Origin of the sequence: Pseudomonas sp. BAY1663 (genome assembly GCF_000582595.1) — a bacterium.
Taxonomy (GTDB): Bacteria; Pseudomonadota; Gammaproteobacteria; order Pseudomonadales; family Pseudomonadaceae; genus Stutzerimonas; species Stutzerimonas stutzeri_AF.
Map to the genome: position 1 here is coordinate 1 of NZ_AZSV01000042.1, position 18,008 is coordinate 18,008.

The window sequence follows — 18,008 nt, forward strand, 5'->3', positions numbered from 1 at the left end:
GGCCGACTGCAGGTCACGGGGCTGCGTGCTGGCGGCGAGCAGCAGGCCGGCGACGTGCCCATCCTCGTCCGGCAGCGGCAGGCAGAGCAGGCTGCGCCAGGGGCGCGGGCTCTCCGGCAGGAAGCCGGTGGCATGCACGCTGTGGTCCAGTTCGAGGAAGCAGAGCGTCTGGTTCTGGCACAGGCAGTACTGCAGCAGCTGCTCGCCGTCATAGTCGCTGGGCAGGCTCGCCGCGGCCCGTGGTTGCGGCTGGCCGTCATGCCATTCGGCCGAGAGGGTCAGGCGGGTGTGGGTCGCATCCAGCAGATAGAGCTGGCTCAGCGGGCAATCGCTCAGCTGCGCCGCGGTTTCCACCAGCCCGCCGAGCAACTGCTCGACGCTGGCGGCGCGCGCCAGCCTGGCGAAGCGTTGCAGCAGGGCTTCGGCGTAGCGCAGCGGCTGGGCCATCGGGCCGAGCCGGGACACCTCAAGCGAACTCACAGGTCAGCGCTCCGTCGGCATCCAGCGTGGCATGCACGCGCTGCAGGGTTTCGCCGCCGGCCATGACCGCGAGCAGGCGATCGACCACGCGCGGCTGCAGGTGCTGGTCGATCAGGCGGTCGATCAGCCGTGCGCCGCTGTCGTTGCCGCTGCAGCGCTCGGCCAGGTGTGCGACCAGCGCCGGGCAGTGGCTGAAGTGCAGCTGGCGACGTTGCAGGCGCTCGCCGAAGCGCGCCAGCTTGAGGGCGACCAGTTCGTGCAGCACCTCGCCCTCGACCGGGTAGTAGGGCACCACGCGCATGCGCGCCAGCAGGGCCGGCTTGAAATGCCGACTCAGCGCCGGGCGGATGGCCTGTTCCAGATCCTCCGCCGCAGGGTGGTCGCCGCCCTGGCAGAGCTCGGCGATGCGCTCGCTGGCGAGGTTGGAGGTCATCAGGATCAGGGTGTTGCGAAAATCGATCTCGCGTCCTTCGCCATCGTTGGCCACGCCCTTGTCGAAGATCTGGTAGAAGACGTTCATCACGTCCGGATCGGCCTTCTCCACTTCGTCGAGCAGCACCACCGAATAGGGCTTCTGGCGCACCGCCTCGGTGAGCATGCCGCCCTCGCCATAGCCGACGTAGCCCGGCGGCGCGCCGATCAGCCGGGAAACGCTGTGCTTCTCCTGGAATTCGGACATGTTGATGGTGGTGAGGAAGCGCTCGCCGCCATACAGCAGGTCGGCCAGCGCCAGCGCGGTCTCGGTCTTGCCGACGCCGCTGGGACCGACCAGCAGGAACACCCCCACCGGTGCGTCGAGGCGGTTCAGCCCGGCGGCGGTGGCGCGCATGGCGCGATCCAGCGCGGCGACCGCCTGCTCCTGGCCGCGCACGCGCTGGCGCAGGTCGGCGGCGAAGGTGACGACCTTGGCGTTGTGCTCGCGGGCCAGTTGCGACAGCGGTACGCCGGTCCAGTGGCTGATCACCTCGGCGACCAGGCGCGGACAGACCTCATGGCTGACCAGGCGCTGTTCCGCCTGGGCGCTGGCCAATTCGCCCTGCACGCTGCGCAGTTCGGCCTCCAGCGCGGCCAGGTCGGGCTGCGCGGCGCTGGCTTCGCCCGGTGCTTCCCGCTGCGCCGTCGGACGTGCGGCGGCGCATTGCTTGCGCAACTCCAGCAGGCGCTCGGCCAGTGCGCGCTGGGCGGTCCAGCGGCCGGTCAGCTGTTGCAGTTCGGTGTGTGCGGCCATCAGGCGGTTTTCCAAGGCGTCCAGGATCGCGTCGTCGAGCGGCAGGCCGGCGTCCAGGTCACGGCGCATGGCCTCGCGCTGACGTTCGCCTTCGGCGATCTCGCCGCGCAGCCGCTCCAGCGCCTCGGGCGCGGCGGCGAGGCTGATGCGCACCCGCGCGCAGGCGGTATCCAGCACGTCCACTGCCTTGTCCGGCAACTGGCGGCCGGCGAGATAGCGCGCCGACAGTTCGGCGGCCGCGGCCACCGCGTCGTCGCGCAGGTAGATGCCATGGCTCTGCTCGTAGACCGGCGCCAGCCCGCGCAGGATGGTGGTGGCCTCGGCGACGCTCGGCTCGTGCAGCTGCACCGGCTGGAAGCGCCGCGCCAGTGCCGGGTCCTTCTCGAAGTACTTCTTGTATTCGCTCCAGGTGGTGGCGGCGATGGTGCGCAGCTCGCCACGGGCCAGGGCGGGTTTCAGCAGGTTGGCCGCATCGCCGCTGCCGGCCTGGCCGCCGGCGCCGATCAGCGTGTGCGCCTCGTCGATGAACAGGATGATCGGCCTGGGCGAACCTTTGACTTCGTCGATCACCCCCTGCAGGCGGCGCTCGAACTCGCCCTTGACGCTGGCGCCGGCCTGCAGCAGGCCGAGGTCGAGGCACAGCAGGCGCACGCCCTTGAGCACCTCCGGTACTTCGCCGGCGGCGATGCGCAGGGCCAGGCCTTCGACGATGGCGGTCTTGCCGACGCCGGCCTCGCCGACCACGATCGGGTTGTTCTTGCGGCGCCGGGCGAGGATGTCGATCATCTGGCGGATCGCCGCATCGCGGCAGAGCACCGGGTCGAGCTTGCCGTCGCGGGCGCGCTGGGTGAAGTCGTGGGTGAAGCGCGCCAGGTTCGACGCCTCGCCTGCGGCCGGCTGGGTGGCACTCGGCTGCGCCTGTTGGCTGAGGGCGAACTCGCGCAGGCGCTCGGCATTCAGCTGGCCGAGCAGCCGCTGGTAATGGCTGCCGGCATGGCGCAGCGGGTTGCGCAGCAGGGCGAGGATCAGCGCGGCCGGGTCGATCTGGCTCGCGCCCAGCTCCAGATTGGCGACCAGCAGGGCATCCTGCAGCCATTGCACCAGTTCGCCGGAGAACACCGGGTTGCGCGATTCGCTGGATTCGCCGCGCGGCTGCAGGGCCTGGGCCAGTTCGCCGGGCTCCACCGCGGCATCCTGCAGGGCCCGTTGCAGCAGGCCGTCGGGGCGCTCGAGCAGGCCTAGCAGCAGGTCCTCGACGAGGATCCTGCTGCCACCGCGCGCCACGCAGCGCTCGGCGGCATTTTCCAGGTCGCGTCTGGTTTCGGCATCCAGTGCCTGCACCAGCTGTTGTAGATCGATATTGATCATCTTTCCGTCCTTAATGATCGGTTGATGGCGCCGCGACCGTCGCGGCCGTGGCGCTCGCCATGCTGCTGCCCAGGGTGACCAGCCCGTCGGCCCGGGCCTGGCCGAGCCAGCTGGTCCAGCCGAGGCGGCAGGGGTTGTCCGCACCGATCCGCAGCTCGCGAATCTCCTCGGGACGCAGTTCCAGGCGCAGGTCGTAGTCGAGCGGATCGCGCAGGGTGAAGCGCACCAGGGCGCACAGCGCTGGTAACCGCTGCCGATGGGCAGGAATTCGTGGAAGCGCGTCCAGTCGAGGCGGCGGATATGGATGCGGAACTTGCCGCCGCGGTCGCGCACCCGCTCGCCGAGCACCAGGCTTTCGCCCAGCTGGCTGTTGGCCAGGCCCAGGCGATTGCGCTGTTCGGCGAGGATCTCCACCTGGCGCTCCAGGCACTGCTCGATGTTCAGTTCGGCGTGCTTGAAGTAGTAGCGCAGCACCGATTCGATCAGCGCCGCCGAGTGTGCGCGCAGGCTGAGCAGGCCGAGGTAGGGCAACAGGCGCTTCCAGTTCAGTTCCGGCGCGCTGCGGATGGCCTCGCCGCTGAGCCCGACAAGTGCGAACAACTGCTCGGAGAACGGGTCGTGGGCGCTGCTGGCGAAGCGCGCGCGGTAGCGGTACTTGCGCCAGATCGGCAGGATCAGCCGCTGCAGGCGATCGTTGAACAGGTCGAGGAAATCCCGCGTCGGGTTGCCTTCCTCGCTGTCGCCCAGGGCCTGCTCGCCATAGAACGCCGGCAGCGGCGAACCGGCGCCGAACAGGCCGACCAGGTTGATGCGCAGGCGCGCACGCCATTCGCCGTGCTCCTGGAAGAATTGCACCCGGTCGATGTCGCTGCCGGGAAAGCCCAGGCTCGGGTTGGCCTGGAACTCCAGGCGCTCGTAGAGTGCCTCGTCGTTCAGCTCGCCGTTCAGCTCGCGCAGCCGGTCGAGCACCAGCAGCACGCCCTGGAACAGGCTGTACTCGCGGATACCGTGGTAGAGCGGCTTCAGAGCAGCGGTTGCTGCCCCATGCGCGGTGTCCATTGATAGATCTCTCCCTGTTCGCTACGTACGCGCAGCTCGTGATACGAGTTGAGGCTGGCGTAGAGGGCGAAGAATTCGTTGAGCACCGAGGCGAAGAGGAACAGGTCGCCCTCGCCGAGGAACCCGTCCTGGTCCATGGTCAGTTCGGTGCGCACGCCGCGCACCGGTAGCCCGCGATGCAGGCGATCGACGCGCTCGTGGCCGATGCGCTTCAGGCCGGCGAGGCGGCGCCGGCTGACGCTCGCGGCATGCTTGTCGTAGTAGCGCGGCAGGTCGTAGGTCTCGAGGATCACCTTGAGCGCCTCGACGTTGGCCAGCGACAGGTAGTTCAGCGACATGTTGCTGATCAGCTTCCACAGGTAGTCGCGCTGCAGCGGCGGTGCATAGCTGGGGGTCACCGCGTCGATGTTGCGGAAACTGAGGAATTCGGGGGTGTCCTCGCTGGGCAGGCAGATATCGCCGGGCTTGAGCTGGCGCGGCAGGTTCTGGTTGGTGCAGGTCAGCTCGATGGACAGCGTTTCATGCTGGTCGTGATCGCGCAGGCCGAAGCTCAGCCAGGTGTCCTGGCCTTCGCCGAGCAGCGAGGGCTGCTGGCGCACGCTGTAGTGCGGCCGCGCCACCGGCACGTCGAAGCTGGGATCGTGCTCGAAGGATTCGAACGGCACGTAGTCCTCGTAGCCCATGCCGCCGGGCTTCCAGCCGGTCACCCGGTCCACCGAGAACACCCCGCACTGCTGGCTGTCGTATTCGGCCGGCAGCAGCAGGTACTGGTCCTGCTTGCCGTCCAGGCGGATCGGGATGGCGTCGTGCGGGAACAGGTTGACCACCGGCGTGCAGTACAGCCGTACGTTGTCCAGCGTCGGGCGGATGCGCTGCACGCCGGCCTTCTGGATGTTGAACCGCAACTCCAGGCCCCGGGCCTGCTTGAGCTGCTCCGGCGACAGGCGCTGCAGGACGTCCAGGCCCTTGAGCTCGACGAACAGGAACTTGTCGGGGAAGACGAAATATTCCTGCAGGTAGCGGTAGCCGCGGAAGGTATTGAGCGGGTAGGGAATCAGCGCCTCGTCCTCGGCGAAGCCACCGGTTCGAGCTGTGCGGTGGCCAGCGGCAGCGGCTTCAGCGGTTTGTCGTCCGGGCCGCTCAGTGGTTTGCCCTGGGCGTCCAGCACGACTATTTCGATGCTGCCGAGATGGCGCAGCAGGCTGAGGTAGAGCAACTGGCTGATATACGGCTCGCCGGCCAGGTGCAGGCGCAGGCGCTGCAGCCCCACCTCGCCGAGATGCCCTTCGGCGCTCATCTGCAGGTGCAGGCTGAGCAGCGCGCCGTTGCCCTTGACCGAGTAGTCCAGCGCCTGCAGCGCCAGCGGTAGCACTTCGGTGGCATAGGTGGTGCGGAAACGGCAGGTGACGCCCTGTACGGGGCGGGACTCCACCGGTGTGCTGCGCGGCACCGTCAGCGCCGGGCCGGGGCGTTTCAGCGGGTCGAACTGCAGCATGCTGAAGGCCGGCAGCGGACGCATGTAGTTCGGCCACAGCAGGTGCATTAGCGAGTGGGTCAGCTCCGGCAACTCGTCGTCGAGCTTCTGCCGCAGGCGCCCAGTGAGGAAGGCGAAGCCTTCGAGCAGGCGCTCGACGTCCGGGTCGCGCCCGCTCTGGCCGAGGAACGGCGCCAGCGCCGGGCTGCGCTCGGCGAAACGCTTGCCGAGCTGGCGCAGGGCGGTGAGTTCGCTCTGGTAGTAGTGGTTGAAAGACATCGTTAACGGTTCATCCCTGTCGTTCTGTGACCGGTGCGTTCAGGCGCCGGAGGCCGTGTCGGGGTAAAACTTCGTGCTACAAATCTTCTGGAATTTTTATTTTGGCCTTTGGATTCCACATATTGGGAAGATTACTGCCAGCTTTCATAAGGTATCCCGTTCGCCCTGATGTAGTTTCTCATGGGGCTGAGTCGTAATTCTCGAATGCGTCGTAAGGTATATAAATTCCCTCTTGGGGAATTAAATGCCCTTGTGTAGTTGCAATTTCTATTGCATCTAAACAAACTCCGCTAAGCCAGGATTTCACTCTCCCTCCGGGAGTTATTTCTAATGTGATGATGTTTCTCCTTCCTAGCATTGGCTTTCCGGATCGTATGCACGTGGTTTCTATTTTTTTATGGATATTTATGCGGGAGCCAAGATGAAGCTTGATAGATGCTCTGTATGCTTTGTTCTCAGCCAGCGAGGTCCATTTCACTGTCAGTTTGTTTGGTAGTTCATCTAGGCCCCTGAACTTCAGGATATCGGGCATGCTCTGCAATAGTTCGGGAGGTGTCCATCCATCCGCTGCCTTTCCAGGGGCGCGCATTTTTAATACTGAGTTTGAATAACTGATTTCGCGTCCATAGGTGAAATCTTGTTCGATCGTATGCAGGTGCGCGTCCATGTAATTGGGCGTTGTTACCTGAACATGGGCAATGTATGGGCTTACAGGGGGGTGCCGAGTGGGTCAAAGCAGTTGATCATCGTGCTACACATAATTAGCTGGCAGCCGCTGAGCAAGGCGAGAGGGGATAAAAAAATTAGCTTTGCCATTACAGGCATTGGTTTTCTTCGCAACAGCATGGATTGGGCCTGTCTGTTGGCGTAGCCATTGAAAAGAGGGACTCTGCGGATTAGGGGCACTTTACCAAGCGTCATAGGGCACCCCGTGTTGCTCGATATAGGCCTTGGCTTTTCCCGAAAGAGGACGATGTTTTCCGTTGGATGTGCCGCCGTATGGTCCGACCTTGCTGATGGCTGCCTCGAAGCGACCGATCTCGATGGGCTCCAGGCAGGGGCCGCCGACCCAGGCCTTGGCGATACCGCCGGGGGCCAGGCCGATGGTGATGTCGTGTCGGTACAGGCCGTCGATTACCCGTTTGTCCGCCTGGCAGTAGGAGGAGTGCTGCTCGAGCATTTTTTCGCGCACCCATTCAGGGATATTGATGCGCACGTTGTAGGTCTGCGGCTCGACCAGCGATTGCCAGCGCACGAAGATGATTTCCGGCAGGTCGATACCAGGCAGGTTCTTGCCGGCGCCGCTGCCTACGCGCTTTGGCCACCCTCGTGGATTGCCGCTGTTGTTGGAGGGGGACTGGATTGCCACGATACCGCTATGCACTTGCTCATAGGCCAGTCCTCGGCGGTCGATCACGTCCACGCTTTCCACCCAGACTTCCATATAGTTGGGCGCCAGCAATCCAACGTACCAGGCGTTGAATGGCAGCCTTGGCTGGCTCTGGCTGGTGACACAGCCGCCGAGCAGAAACAGTGCGCAGGCAAGCAGGAAGGTTCTCATTCGGGATAACCCTGTTGTGGCTTGTTGTTGTAGGTCAGGCGGACGTTGGGCGCGGGTTTGCTGATCAGCAGGCCCCTGCTGGGTGTCCAGTGGGCGGAGAGATGGATATAGCGTGACCAGAGCAGGCGCTCGTCCTCTTCGTCCAGACCGTACCGGCCCCCTTGGGCATAGGCCATCAATTTGTCCGCAATGTTTTGCAGTTCGGCGGGGAGCTTCTGCCGCAGTCGGCCGGTGAGTAAGGCGAAGCCTTCCTGCAGGTGCTCGACGTCTGGGGAGCACCCGCTCTGGCGCGCCGGACCGTGCTCGGCGAAACGTTTGCCGAACTGGCGTAGGGTGATGAGTTCGCTCTGGTAGTAGTTGTTGAAAAACATTAAGGGCTCACTCCTGTGTGGAGGAGATCAGGATGAGTTGGGCGAACGTCATGTCGCTTATGGACGGCGCCTGCATGCCTGAACCGAGTCGATAGGCCTTGAGTGCGCCTTCAAAATGGGCGCCACGCCGCTCGCCATTGCTGGCGATGAAGTAGGCCGCATCGTCGCGGGTCAATTGCGAATAGCGACGGCTGTTTTCTTTCGAGGTGTCCGTGACGATCGTAAAGGAGCTCACCATGGCGTACAGGCTCAGCGCCGTAACGGCGGTCACCATAAAGGGGTTGTCGCTGCCGAGAGCGCAGCCCGCGCCAATGCAACCTTCCGCATGGGCGGGGCTGGTCGATAGCACGGATAGCACAAGGCCCGATAGCCAAAGTCTTTTTTCTGGTCGCTTCATTGGCTAGCCCTCTGTAAGTTGGCCGTTGCGCTGAGGTTCGGACCTGCCCACGCCGTCCGGGTCGGAGAAACGCAGTTTGGCCACAGCAGGTGCATCAGCGAGTGGGTCAGCTCCGGCAACTCGTCGTCGAGCTTCTGCCGCAGGCGCCCGGTGAGGAAGGCGAAGCCTTCGAGCAGGCGCTCGACGTCCGGATCGCGCCCGCTCTGGCCGAGGAACGGCGCCAGCGCCGGGCTGCGCTCGGCGAAACGCTTGCCGAGCTGGCGCAGGGCGGTGAGTTCGCTCTGGTAGTAGTGGTTGAAAGACATCGTTAACGGTTCATCCTTGTCGTTGCGTGTCCGGCGCGCTGGCGCGGCGGGGCTCCTAGCCTGCTGAAAACGAAGATCTACCAGGAGCCATAGGGCACCTCGTGCTGCTCGATATAGGCTTTGGCTTTTTCCGAAAGAGGACGATGTGTTCCGTTGGATGTGCCGCCGTATGGTCCGACCTTGCTGATAGCCGCCTCGAAGCGGCCGATTTCGATGGAGTCCAGGCAGGGGCCGCCGACCCAGGCCTTGGCGATACCACCGGGGGCCAGGACAATAGTGATGTCGTGTCGGTAGAGGCCGTCGATTACCCGCTTGTTCGCTTGACAATAGGAGGAGTGCTGCTCGAGCATTTTTTCGCGCACCCATTCGGGAATATTGATGCGCACGTTGTAGGTCTGCGGCTCGACCAGCGATTGCCAGCGCACGAAGATGATTTCCGGCAGGTTGATACCGGGCAGGTTCTTGCCCTTGCCTCCGGACACTCGATCGGGCCAGCCGGAAGAGCTGCCGGTATAGGACACGATGCCGCTATAGAGCTCCCTGTAGGCCAATCCGCGATGATCGATCACGTCCACGCTTTCGACCCAGACCTCCATATGTTCGGGAGCGCCAAGCCCGATGAACCAGGCGCGATAGGGCAATCCGGGCTGGCCCTGGCTGATGACACAGCCGCCGAGCAGGAACAGTGCGCAGGCAAGCAGGAAAGTTCTCATTCGGGATAACCTTGTTGCGCTTTGTTGTTGTAGGACAGGCGGACGTTGGGCGCGGGTTTGCTGATCAGCAGGCCCCTGCTGGGTGTCCAGTGGGCGGAGAGATGGATATAGCGTGACCAGAGCAGGCGCTCATCCTCTTCGTCCAGACCGTACCGGCCTCCTTGGGCATAGGCCAGCAACTGATCGGCAATTTTCTGAAGCTCGTGGGGTATTGCGGTTGCGCTTTCCTGTTCGTCGATAAAATCGAACGGAACGCCGTATTGCACAGCCAGCTCCCGCATCACCCGCAGATAGACCAGCGACAACTCGCCACGCACCCGGCGTTCGATGGACAGCAGGCCGTAGACCACGTCCTCCGGCGGACGCTGGAAGCCACGCTCGCGGAATACCGGTTTGCGGCTGGGCCAGACCTTGGGTTCCTTCAACGCTTCGTCGGGCAGGCCGAGGGCTTTCCAGTGGTGATATTGTCGCCAGGTCTCGCGCGAGGCATGGGTCTGTTCGGGAGGCGTATCGGCCGGCACGGTGGAGCTGAGCGGGCGGCTCAGCAGCAGTCGCTCGAGCATCAGGGGACGGTAGCCGCCGCCGATATCCGAGTGCGCGCCGGGCAGGCTGATTTCCTGGTGGTGCGGAGCGACCCTGTTGAGGGCGAAGTTCCAGCGCTTCTCGTCGCGGGCGGTCAGTTGCAGCACCTTGCGCGCGCAGCCGGGCGGCAGATAGAGGTTGATGCCGGAGTTCAGGTGGTCGGCCGGATCATAGTCGCCGTTCAACGGGTCGATCACGGCGGCCACGGTATCGAACAGGCCGATAAAGTTGATACGGGCATGGGTGGTCCAGTCGAAGCCGTCGACCAGGCCGAACTGGCCGGGTTGCAGGGTGCCCGCCAGTACGCCGCCGCCGGGCTTGAGCAGTTCGTTGGCGAAATGCCGAGCCGCCGCCGCTCCGCGGCTGAAACCGAAGATATCGAATTCCAGGGTATCGAACTGCAGAGCGGGATTGCTTTCTAGCAAGCGGTGCAGTTGCTTAGCGATTTCTTCTGGGCTCTGCCGCACCCGCGCCAGTATTCCGGTATTGCCCCGTCCGGTGATCTGGCCATAAAGCGAGTCGGCTTCGCCACTGCTGGTGCCGATACCATCCAGATAAACAGCTAACGAGGCGACCGTATCTCCCGCTTGCAATGGACGGAGTGCGTCGTCTTTATACAACCCATACAACCGCGCCACATTGCTCGGCGCATTGCCGTAGCTGCCGTCGGGCGCCTCGGTGAAATAGCCGTCGTCGTTGCTGTCGCTGAAACCATGGCGCTGGCAGTAGTCGATGACTTCCTGCAGGGTGCGCTCGCCCAGCTGTTGCAGATCGTCGTGGCGGCATTGCTCGGTGACGGCGGCATTGGCCAGGTTGTTGCCGGTGCCGTCGAAGAACACGCCGATGCGCAGGGTGATGGCCTGGCGCACCTGCTGCTGCGGCTGCTCGTGCAGTTCTTCTTCGTTCTCTTCTTCCAGCCCCAGCGGGGCGAGATCGCCGGGTTCTTCCTGCCAGGCGCGGGCCATGGGCGTGGTCGGCGGTTGCGGCAGCGTGGGGCTGGCCGGCATGGCGCGCGCGGCGCTGGCGATATTCAGCGGTTCGGGCGGAACGAAGGGCGCCGGGGTATGGGAGGTGCCGATGATCACCGTGCCCGAGCCGCCGATCACGACATTGCCATGGCTGCCCACGCTACCCACCACCGCCGCCGGTTTGCCATTGATCAGCACGTTGGGAATCACCGCGCTGGCCATGGCGCCGCCACAGGCGGAGGCATCGCCCTGGCGCGCGGCGGGCAGGCCGTCGAACAGTACGTCGGGCGAGCCGCTGGCGATGGGGTTGGTGCCATGGCCCGTCTTGGGACAGGCGGTGGGGTCGCCCAGGCGGGCGGCGGGTTTTCCGGACATCCGTGTTCTCCTGTCAGCGAACCTTCACCTGTCCGCTACCGTCCAGGTTGGCGGAAAAGCTGACCGGCCGCCTGATGCCGTCCACCTCCAGCAGCCCCTCGATGGCGAAGGCGAGGCGCAGCAGGTCATGGTCGCGGGGCAGGGAAACCACCCGCACCTGGCTCAAACGGGGTTCGTAGGCTTCGATGAAGCGTTCGATGGCGGCACGCGCCTGTTGCAACGAGTCGTGCAACGACAGGCGCATGTCGTTCAGATCGGGCAACCCGTAGTCGGGCAGCGTCTGTACGCTGCCGCCCGGGTGCTGAGCATCTTCGACAGATGGGCAGCCACCGAGGCCATGGCCGCGATCTCGCGGCTCCAGCCGGTGCGCCGGCCGGCTTCGCCGCCGAGACGCTCGAAGAGGCTGCCGTATTCCGTCATCCAGCGGTCACTCCTTGTCCAGCTTGCCGACCAGCGACAGGGTGAAGTCGGCGCCCATGTACTTGAAGTGCGGTCGTACGCTGAGGCTGACGCGGTACCAGCCCGGCTCGCCTTCCACGTCGCTGACGTTGACCTGGGCGGCCCGCAGCGGACGGCGGCTGCGCACTTCCGAGCTGGGGTTCTCCTGGTCGGCGACGAACTGGCGAATCCACTTGTTCAGTTCCAGTTCCAGATCGGTGCGCTCTTTCCAGGCGCCGATCTGCTCGCGCTGCAGCACCTTCAGGTAGTGCGCCAGGCGGTTGACGATGAACAGGTAGGGCAGCTGGGTGCCGAGCTTGTAGTTCAGCTCGGCGGTCTTGCCTTCCTCGCTGTTGCCGAAGAACTTCGGTTTCTGCGCCGAGTTGGCGGAGAAGAACGCCGCGTTGTCGCTGCCCTTGCGCATGGTCAGGGCGATAAAGCCTTCCTCGGCCAGCTCGTACTCGCGGCGGTCGGAAACCAGCACCTCGGTGGGAATCTTGGTCTCGATCTCGCCCATGCTCTCGAAGTGATGCAACGGCAGGTCCTCCACCGCGCCGCCGCTCTGCGGGCCGATGATGTTCGGGCACCAGCGGAACTTGGCGAAGCTGTCGGTCAGGCGGCTGGCGAAGGCATAGGCGGTGTTGCCCCACAGGTAGTGCTCGTGGCTGCCGGCGACGTTTTCCTTGTAGACGAAGCTCTTGACCGGGTTGTCTTCCGGGTCATAGGGGTTGCGCAGCAGGAAGCGCGGCACGGTGAGGCCGACGTAGCGGGCGTCTTCCTGTTCGCGAAAGCTCTGCCACTTGGCGAACTGCGGGCCCTCGAAATGATCCTTGAGGTCCTTGAGGTCGGGCAGGCCGGTGAAGCTTTCCAGACCGAAGAACTTCGGCCCGGCGGCGGCGACGAACGGCGCGTGGGACATGCTGGCGACGCTGGCCACGTACTGCATGGCCTTGACGTCGGGCGCGCTGGGATCGAAGAAGTAGTTGGCGATCAGCGCGCCCACCGGCTGACCGCCGAACTGGCCGTACTCGGCGGTGTAGATGTGCTTGTAGAGGCCGGACTGGACGATTTCCGGGCTGTCCTCGAAGTCTTCCAGCAGGTCCTGCTTGGAGGCGTTGAGCAGTTCGAGCTTGATGTTCTCGCGGAAGTTGGTGCGATCCACCAGCAGCTTGAGGCCGCGCCAGGAGGATTCCAGGGCCTGGAACTGCGGGTGGTGGAGGATTTCGTCCATCTGCCGGCTGAGCTTGGCGTCGATCTCGGCGATCATGCGGTCGACCATGGCCTTCTTGACCGGCTCTTCCTTGTTATGCGGCTTGAGCAGTTCTTCGATGAAGGCCGAGACGCCGCGCTTGGCGATGTCGTAGGCCTCGTCGTCGGGGGTGAGGCGGGTTTCGGCGATGATGCGGTCGAGGATGCCGGCTTCGGCGAGGTCGGTGCCGTGCTCGACGGCGGCTGCGCTAGTGGTCATGTGGGTCAGCTTCCTTGTCGGTGAATTCAGGCGTCCAGCTTGTCCTTGGCGGCGAGGCCCAGCTCGCCGAGCACGCGCTCACGCGAGTCGTCGTCGGCCAGTACGCTCTCGATCGCCTTGCGGAAGGCCGGTGCGTTGCCCAGCGGGCCCTTGAGGGCGACCAGCGCATCGCGCAGCTCCATCAGCTTCTTCAGCTCGGGAACCTGCTCGACCAGGTTGGCCGGGTTGAAGTCCTTCATCGAATTGATGTTCAGCTGCACGGCCAGCTCGTCGTCGACGGCATCGTCCTGCAGGCGGTTCGGCACGCCGAAGGTCAGGCTCAGTTCCTGTTTGGCCAGTACTTCGTCGAAGCTGTTCTTGTCGATGCTGATGGGTTTGCGCTCTTCGATCTTGCGCTCGTCGGCGCGTTGGGTGAAATCGCCGAGCACCATCAGTTTCAGGGGCAGTTCGATTTCTTCCTGGGCATTGCCGGTGGCCGGCTTGAACGTGACGTTGATGCGTTCCTTGGGTGCAACCGAGCCTTCTTTGGCCATGGTGTTCTCCTTTGCGGTTAGTCCAGCACCACTTCGAGGTCGAGGTGGCACAGCCTGCGGTAAATCTCATCCTTGCTTTCACGCACGGCATGGTTCTGCGGCAGCAGCTCGCAACAGCTGTGCAGCAGGCGCAGTACCTCGAGGGCGAGATCGGGTTCCCAGCTACCCAGGCCGCTGGCCTCGAGCTGCTGGTCGAGTGCTTCGAGCTGGGTCTTGGCCAGTTCGTATTTCTTCGCCTGGTAGCACAGGCGGGCGAGGGTCAGCTGCCAGTGGAAGCGCTCGCGGGCGCCCCGGGCGCGGGCGAGGCCTTGCTTGAGCTGTTGCACGGCGGGCTTGAGGCCGTCCTTGCGCAGCAGCGGTAGCGCCTGCTGCAGGGCTTCTTCCCAGGGCGCCTGGGGGCCTGCGCCGGTGCTGGGCTGCTCCTGCCGGGCGGCTGGCGCGGATTGTATGTGGGGCATGACCTGGCCGCTGATCCAGGCACGGGTTTCGGCGTCGGCGAACGGGCTGCCGTCGTGGAAGCGCAGTTCCTCCAGGCGCGGTACACGCTGCAGGAACAGCGCCAGCTGGATCTCGATTTCGCGCATGGCCTGCTCGGCATCAAGCTCCTGCAGGCACTCCCAGGCCAGCCGTTGGCCGTCCAGCCAGAACGGCGCGCGGGCCGTGCTGCTTTCCAGGTCCACCAGCAGGTCGGCATACAGGCCCTGGGCGAAGCGCTCGCGGTAGCTGGCCAGCTTGTCGGCCGGTATGCCGCGTAGCGCGGTGATCTGCTCGCTGTTGTGCTCCGGCAGGCTGTCGATGCCCAGCCAGAGCAGGGTACGCGCCAGACGCAGCGGGCGCAGGTCGCTGGCGCGCTGCCTGAGCCACCAGGCGCTCAGCGGGCGCGCCTGTTCCTGCAGGGTGCGCATGGCCTTGAGTGCTTCCTTGTCGTTCTCGATCGGCGAGCCGGGAGTGAACACCTGGCTGGCGACCTGCTTGACCTGGGCGATCGCCGCGCCGACCGGCCCCGGCTGCGGCTGTCCCTGGCTGGCGCGCTTGACCATGCCGTCGAGCTGGCGGCACAACGGCAGCAATAGGGGGGCGTCTTCGCCGAGGTGGCCGGAGAGACATTGTTCCAGTGCGTGCAGCTGCTCGGCCAGGCTGCGAAACAGCGCCAGCTGTTCACCCACCGGCACGTCTTCGGAAAAGGTCTGCTCCAGTCGTGGCAGCAACCAGTTGATGGCCGCTGCGCGGGTGCGCGGCTTGCGCGGGTGCAGCTCGGCCCAGTGGTTGCTGCACAGGTAGTGCAGCAGGTTCAGCCCGGCCTGCAGTCCGGCGAAGGATTCGCGCTGGTAGAGGCTCCAGGTGAGCCAGGCGGCGGCGCGCAGGTCCTTGGACAGCGAGGCGAGCAGCATTTCGCTGCCTTCGCGAACCTTCTGCCAGTCGATGCCGGTGGTATGGTGCAGTGCTCCGGCTTTGGCCAGTTCGGCTTCCAGCAGTTCGAATTCGCTGCTGTAGCGAATATCGTCACCGGCAAAATTGCTGTCGTTGACCGGCTTTCGGGCAAGTTCCAGATAATGCTTGCTGAGTGCGCTGGCGTGCATGGTCTTCCGTGACGTTCGAGTTCGGTCCGTGAACTTCTGGAAGCCTGTGTTCATATATAGAAGGCAGGCTTCTGCGAGGGGGCTGTGCAACTTCTTGCGCACATTGGTTGCGCAACTAATTGAGCAGGGCCTTATGGGGTGGGCATCCTAGACCTGGCGGAGGGGGCGTTCAAGGCAGGAAGTGTGATCCGTATAGCATTGGCAAATATTATACGGATGATCGGGGAACTAATTTAGAAGCCGCCGCTAGTTGTTTATTGGCGCCAACTAAAGATGTAAGGAAAAGATCTCTATATATGTAGGATAACGCTTACAGGCAAATGGCCATTACAACGCGAAAGACAGCGTGTTAGTTGCTATAACTCGATAGCAGTTGTCTGGATTTCAACGCCAATAAGATGACGCTGTCCGGGTTGAAGCATGATCGTGTCGTTCAATACGTTTGCCGTTTCGATGCAGAGCATTCGCTGCCAGGCATCGTCGGCGAAGCCGGACAGGCGCTGTGCCTTGGCGATCCAGGGGTTCCACAGGACGGCCGAGGACGAGCCGGTGCTGGTGAGCCGGATGCGTCGGTTCCAGCCCTGGTCGACGAGGCTGAGCGTGTCTGGCAGGTCGAGGTAGATGCGGTCGGTCTCGCCGCTGAAATGCAGGTTGCCCTGCTGCTGGCGCCGCTCCCAGTTCTCCAGGGTGTCGATATAGGGACGGTCGGCGAGGCCCTCGATGGCGACGCGATGGATGTCGCTGACGGCGAAATAGCTATGCAGGGCCTGGCTGATGCCGACCGGCTTGGGGCCACGATTATGGCTGGTGAGGGTCAGTCGCAGGCCATCGGCCAGGCGGATCTGTAGCGTCAGCGCCACATCGTGAGGCCAGCCCGGCAGCTTGCCCTGCGCCTGCGGGCAATGGAATACCAGAACGGCTGCGTCGCCCTCGCTGCGCTGTTCCTGCAACTGCCAGTCCAGCGCGCGTACCAACCCATGGAACGGCGCCGGTTGTTCACCGGCGTAGCTGGCCTGCACCGCCTGCGGGTTGCGCGCCAGGTCGCCAAACCAGGGCCAGCACACCGGCACGCCGCCGCGCACCGACTGGCCCTGCTGGAAGGTGGCTTCTTCGCTGAGCCAGATGATCGGCGGCGCATCGCCCTGGCGATAGCTGAGGATCTGCGCGCCCTGCTCGGCGATCAGCAGCTCGTCGTCGCCGCGACGGATACGCCAGCAGGCGAGCTGGTCCTTTTCGATACGTTGGATGTCGAGTGACATGGGCGATCCCGTAATGTGAATGGACGTTCGTCTGACAACGGTCGCAAGGCGGGATTTCATCCGCTTCCCGGCGTAGGGTGGATGTCGCCTTTCACATCCACCGTGGCTCCACTCGGTGGATCGCCACCCCGGTGGATCGGTGAAGCGCGATCCACCCTACAGGTCACGCGGTTCAGCGGCCCTGGCAGGCATCCACGCGCAGCCAGCGCTCCAGCAGCTTGAAGCCCTGCATCAGGACGAAGGCGATCAGCAGGTAGATCAGGCCGGCGGTGAGGAACATTTCCTCGTGCAGGTAGGTGCGCGCGGCGATCTTGCGCGCCATGCCGGTCAGTTCCAGCAGGGTGATGGTGCTGGCCAGGGCGCTGGCCTTGAGCATCAGGATCACCTCGTTGCTGTAGGCCGGCAGGCCGATGCGCGCGGCGCGCGGCAGGATGACGTGCAGCAGCGCCTGGCTGCGCGACATGCCCAGCGCGCGCGCGGCTTCTACTTCGCCGGGGGGCACGTTCTGGATCGCGCCGCGGATGATCTCGGCGATGTAGGCGGCGGTGTGCAGCGTCATGGTGATGATGGCGCACCAGTACGGATCACGCAGATAGGGCCAGAGCGCACTCTGGCGCACGATGTCGAACTGCGCCATGCCGTAGTAGACCAGGAACAGCTGCACCAGCAGCGGGGTGCCGCGGAAGAAGAAGATATAGCCGTAGGGCAGCGCGCGTACCGCCAGATGTCGGGACGAGCGGGCGATGCCCAGCGGTAGGGCGAGGATCAGCCCGGCGACGACCGAAACGCCGACCAGCTGCAGGGTCAGCCAGGCGCCGTCGACGAAGCTCGGCAGCCACTTGAGGAAGATTTCCCAGGTCATGCGACGCTCCTGATGAAGCCGCGGCCGGCGCGTTTTTCCAGGAAGTGCATGCCGATCATGGCGACGATGGTCAGGCACAGGTAGATGAAGGCGGCCACCAGGAAGAAGGTGAAGGGTTCCTTGCTGGCGGTCACGGCGATTTGCGAACGGCGCATGATCTCTTCCAGGCCGATCACCGAGACCAGCGCGGTGTCCTTCATCAGGATCATGAACAGGTTGCCTAGCCCTGGCAGGGCCAGGCGCCACATCTGCGGCAGGATCAGCCGCAGGAAGATGCGCCGCTTGCCCAGCCCAAGGGCCAGGCCGGCTTCGCGGTGGCCCTTGGGGATCGCCAGCAGCGCGCCGCGGAAGACTTCCGTGGCATAGGCGCCAAAGCACAGGCCGAGGGCGATGGTGCCGGCGGCGAACGGGCTCAGGGCGAGGTTCTCGATGCCGAACAGCTCGCCGAGGCCGCGAATCAGGTTGATGGTGCCGAAATAGATCAGCAGCACCCAGAGCAGCTCGGGGATGCCGCGCACGATGGTCGAGTAGGTACCGCCGATCCAGCGCAGGGCGCTGTAGGGCGAGGTCTTGGCGAGGGCGCCGAGCAGCCCGAGCACCAGCCCCAGCGCCAGGGAGGCGAGGGCCAGCTGGATGGTCATCCAGGTGCCGGCGAGCAGGGCCGGACCGAATCCGTGAAGGTCAGGAATCATAGAAGCTCAAACACCG

Annotated in this window: 14 protein-coding genes and 4 pseudogenes; all 18 read right to left on the reverse strand. The window is 64.5% G+C overall.

Going from position 1 to position 18,008, the window contains the following annotated elements:
* The coding region (locus BAY1663_RS13040; RefSeq protein WP_256206742.1) for a GAF domain-containing protein at window positions 1-447 on the reverse strand (447 nt) is incomplete at its 3' end.
* 19 nt (window positions 448-466) lie between these two features.
* Window positions 467-3,076 carry a type VI secretion system ATPase TssH gene (gene tssH, locus BAY1663_RS13045; protein ID WP_037041538.1) on the reverse strand — a complete coding sequence of 870 codons (2,610 nt, stop codon included), beginning with the start codon at window positions 3,074-3,076 and terminating at the stop codon, window positions 467-469.
* 160 nt (window positions 3,077-3,236) lie between these two features.
* Window positions 3,237-4,135, reverse strand: a pseudogene (tssG, locus tag BAY1663_RS23845) (type VI secretion system baseplate subunit TssG); the annotation flags it as partial.
* Window positions 4,099-5,888, reverse strand: a pseudogene (gene tssF / locus BAY1663_RS13050) (type VI secretion system baseplate subunit TssF). The pseudogenes tssG and tssF, both read right to left, overlap by 37 nt.
* A 178-nt stretch (window positions 5,889-6,066) precedes the next feature.
* The gene (locus BAY1663_RS23850) at window positions 6,067-6,588 is read right to left on the reverse strand and encodes a DUF2931 family protein (protein ID WP_256206744.1); all 522 of its coding nucleotides are present in this window, start codon (window positions 6,586-6,588) and stop codon (window positions 6,067-6,069) included.
* A gap of 207 nt (window positions 6,589-6,795) precedes the next feature.
* Complete coding sequence (locus tag BAY1663_RS13055; protein WP_037041469.1) at window positions 6,796-7,449, reverse strand: DUF2931 family protein; 654 nt, start codon at window positions 7,447-7,449, stop codon at window positions 6,796-6,798.
* Entirely contained in the window at window positions 7,446-7,820 is a 375-nt protein-coding gene (locus BAY1663_RS26015; protein ID WP_037041471.1) for a type VI secretion system baseplate subunit TssF, read from the reverse strand. Before BAY1663_RS26015 ends, BAY1663_RS13055 begins: the two co-directional genes overlap by 4 nt.
* A gap of 7 nt (window positions 7,821-7,827) precedes the next feature.
* Entirely contained in the window at window positions 7,828-8,217 is a 390-nt protein-coding gene (locus BAY1663_RS13065) for a DUF2388 domain-containing protein (RefSeq protein ID WP_128576282.1), read from the reverse strand.
* 62 nt (window positions 8,218-8,279) lie between these two features.
* A pseudogene (locus BAY1663_RS13070) lies at window positions 8,280-8,522 on the reverse strand (type VI secretion system baseplate subunit TssF); the annotation flags it as partial.
* Window positions 8,523-8,599: 77 nt separating this feature from the next.
* Window positions 8,600-9,235 carry a DUF2931 family protein gene (locus BAY1663_RS13075; protein WP_037041477.1) on the reverse strand — a complete coding sequence of 212 codons (636 nt, stop codon included), beginning with the start codon at window positions 9,233-9,235 and terminating at the stop codon, window positions 8,600-8,602.
* Window positions 9,232-11,160: a PAAR domain-containing protein gene (locus BAY1663_RS13080; protein WP_037041479.1), complete on the reverse strand. Its 1,929-nt coding sequence runs from the start codon at window positions 11,158-11,160 to the stop codon at window positions 9,232-9,234. The genes BAY1663_RS13075 and BAY1663_RS13080 overlap by 4 nt, the downstream gene beginning before the upstream one ends.
* Window positions 11,161-11,173: 13 nt before the next feature.
* Window positions 11,174-11,580, reverse strand: a pseudogene (gene tssE, locus BAY1663_RS13085) (type VI secretion system baseplate subunit TssE).
* A 7-nt stretch (window positions 11,581-11,587) separates the two neighbouring features.
* Entirely contained in the window at window positions 11,588-13,066 is a 1,479-nt protein-coding gene (tssC, locus tag BAY1663_RS13090; protein ID WP_037041481.1) for a type VI secretion system contractile sheath large subunit, read from the reverse strand.
* Window positions 13,067-13,092: 26 nt separating this feature from the next.
* On the reverse strand, window positions 13,093-13,599 hold the full coding sequence (gene tssB, locus BAY1663_RS13095; protein WP_037041491.1) for a type VI secretion system contractile sheath small subunit: 507 nt from the start codon (window positions 13,597-13,599) through the stop codon (window positions 13,093-13,095).
* A gap of 17 nt (window positions 13,600-13,616) precedes the next feature.
* Window positions 13,617-15,179 carry a type VI secretion system protein TssA gene (tssA, locus tag BAY1663_RS13100; protein ID WP_037041494.1) on the reverse strand — a complete coding sequence of 521 codons (1,563 nt, stop codon included), beginning with the start codon at window positions 15,177-15,179 and terminating at the stop codon, window positions 13,617-13,619.
* 356 nt (window positions 15,180-15,535) lie between these two features.
* Window positions 15,536-16,438, reverse strand: a complete 903-nt coding sequence (locus BAY1663_RS13105; RefSeq protein ID WP_037041497.1) for a D-hexose-6-phosphate mutarotase — start codon at window positions 16,436-16,438, stop codon at window positions 15,536-15,538.
* A 172-nt stretch (window positions 16,439-16,610) separates the two neighbouring features.
* The gene (locus BAY1663_RS13110) at window positions 16,611-17,300 is read right to left on the reverse strand and encodes an ABC transporter permease (protein ID WP_037041499.1); all 690 of its coding nucleotides are present in this window, start codon (window positions 17,298-17,300) and stop codon (window positions 16,611-16,613) included.
* The gene (locus tag BAY1663_RS13115; RefSeq protein ID WP_037041501.1) at window positions 17,297-17,992 is read right to left on the reverse strand and encodes an ABC transporter permease; all 696 of its coding nucleotides are present in this window, start codon (window positions 17,990-17,992) and stop codon (window positions 17,297-17,299) included. The genes BAY1663_RS13110 and BAY1663_RS13115 overlap by 4 nt, the downstream gene beginning before the upstream one ends.
* Between the last annotated feature and the right edge of the window lie 16 nt (window positions 17,993-18,008).

What these genes read in the sequence shown, in the direction of transcription:
- BAY1663_RS13115 (WP_037041501.1), bottom strand. Translation starts at nt 17,992, where the DNA reads ATGATTCCTGACCTTCACGGATTCGGTCCGGCCCTGCTCGCCGGCACC.
- BAY1663_RS13065 (WP_128576282.1), bottom strand. Translation starts at nt 8,217, where the DNA reads ATGAAGCGACCAGAAAAAAGACTTTGGCTATCGGGCCTTGTGCTATCC.
- BAY1663_RS13075 (WP_037041477.1), bottom strand. Translation starts at nt 9,235, where the DNA reads ATGAGAACTTTCCTGCTTGCCTGCGCACTGTTCCTGCTCGGCGGCTGT.
- tssC (WP_037041481.1), bottom strand. Translation starts at nt 13,066, where the DNA reads ATGACCACTAGCGCAGCCGCCGTCGAGCACGGCACCGACCTCGCCGAA.
- BAY1663_RS13105 (WP_037041497.1), bottom strand. Translation starts at nt 16,438, where the DNA reads ATGTCACTCGACATCCAACGTATCGAAAAGGACCAGCTCGCCTGCTGG.
- BAY1663_RS13055 (WP_037041469.1), bottom strand. Translation starts at nt 7,449, where the DNA reads ATGAGAACCTTCCTGCTTGCCTGCGCACTGTTTCTGCTCGGCGGCTGT.
- BAY1663_RS13110 (WP_037041499.1), bottom strand. Translation starts at nt 17,300, where the DNA reads ATGACCTGGGAAATCTTCCTCAAGTGGCTGCCGAGCTTCGTCGACGGC.
- BAY1663_RS13080 (WP_037041479.1), bottom strand. Translation starts at nt 11,160, where the DNA reads ATGTCCGGAAAACCCGCCGCCCGCCTGGGCGACCCCACCGCCTGTCCC.
- tssA (WP_037041494.1), bottom strand. Translation starts at nt 15,179, where the DNA reads ATGCACGCCAGCGCACTCAGCAAGCATTATCTGGAACTTGCCCGAAAG.
- BAY1663_RS26015 (WP_037041471.1), bottom strand. Translation starts at nt 7,820, where the DNA reads ATGTTTTTCAACAACTACTACCAGAGCGAACTCATCACCCTACGCCAG.
- tssH (WP_037041538.1), bottom strand. Translation starts at nt 3,076, where the DNA reads ATGATCAATATCGATCTACAACAGCTGGTGCAGGCACTGGATGCCGAA.
- tssB (WP_037041491.1), bottom strand. Translation starts at nt 13,599, where the DNA reads ATGGCCAAAGAAGGCTCGGTTGCACCCAAGGAACGCATCAACGTCACG.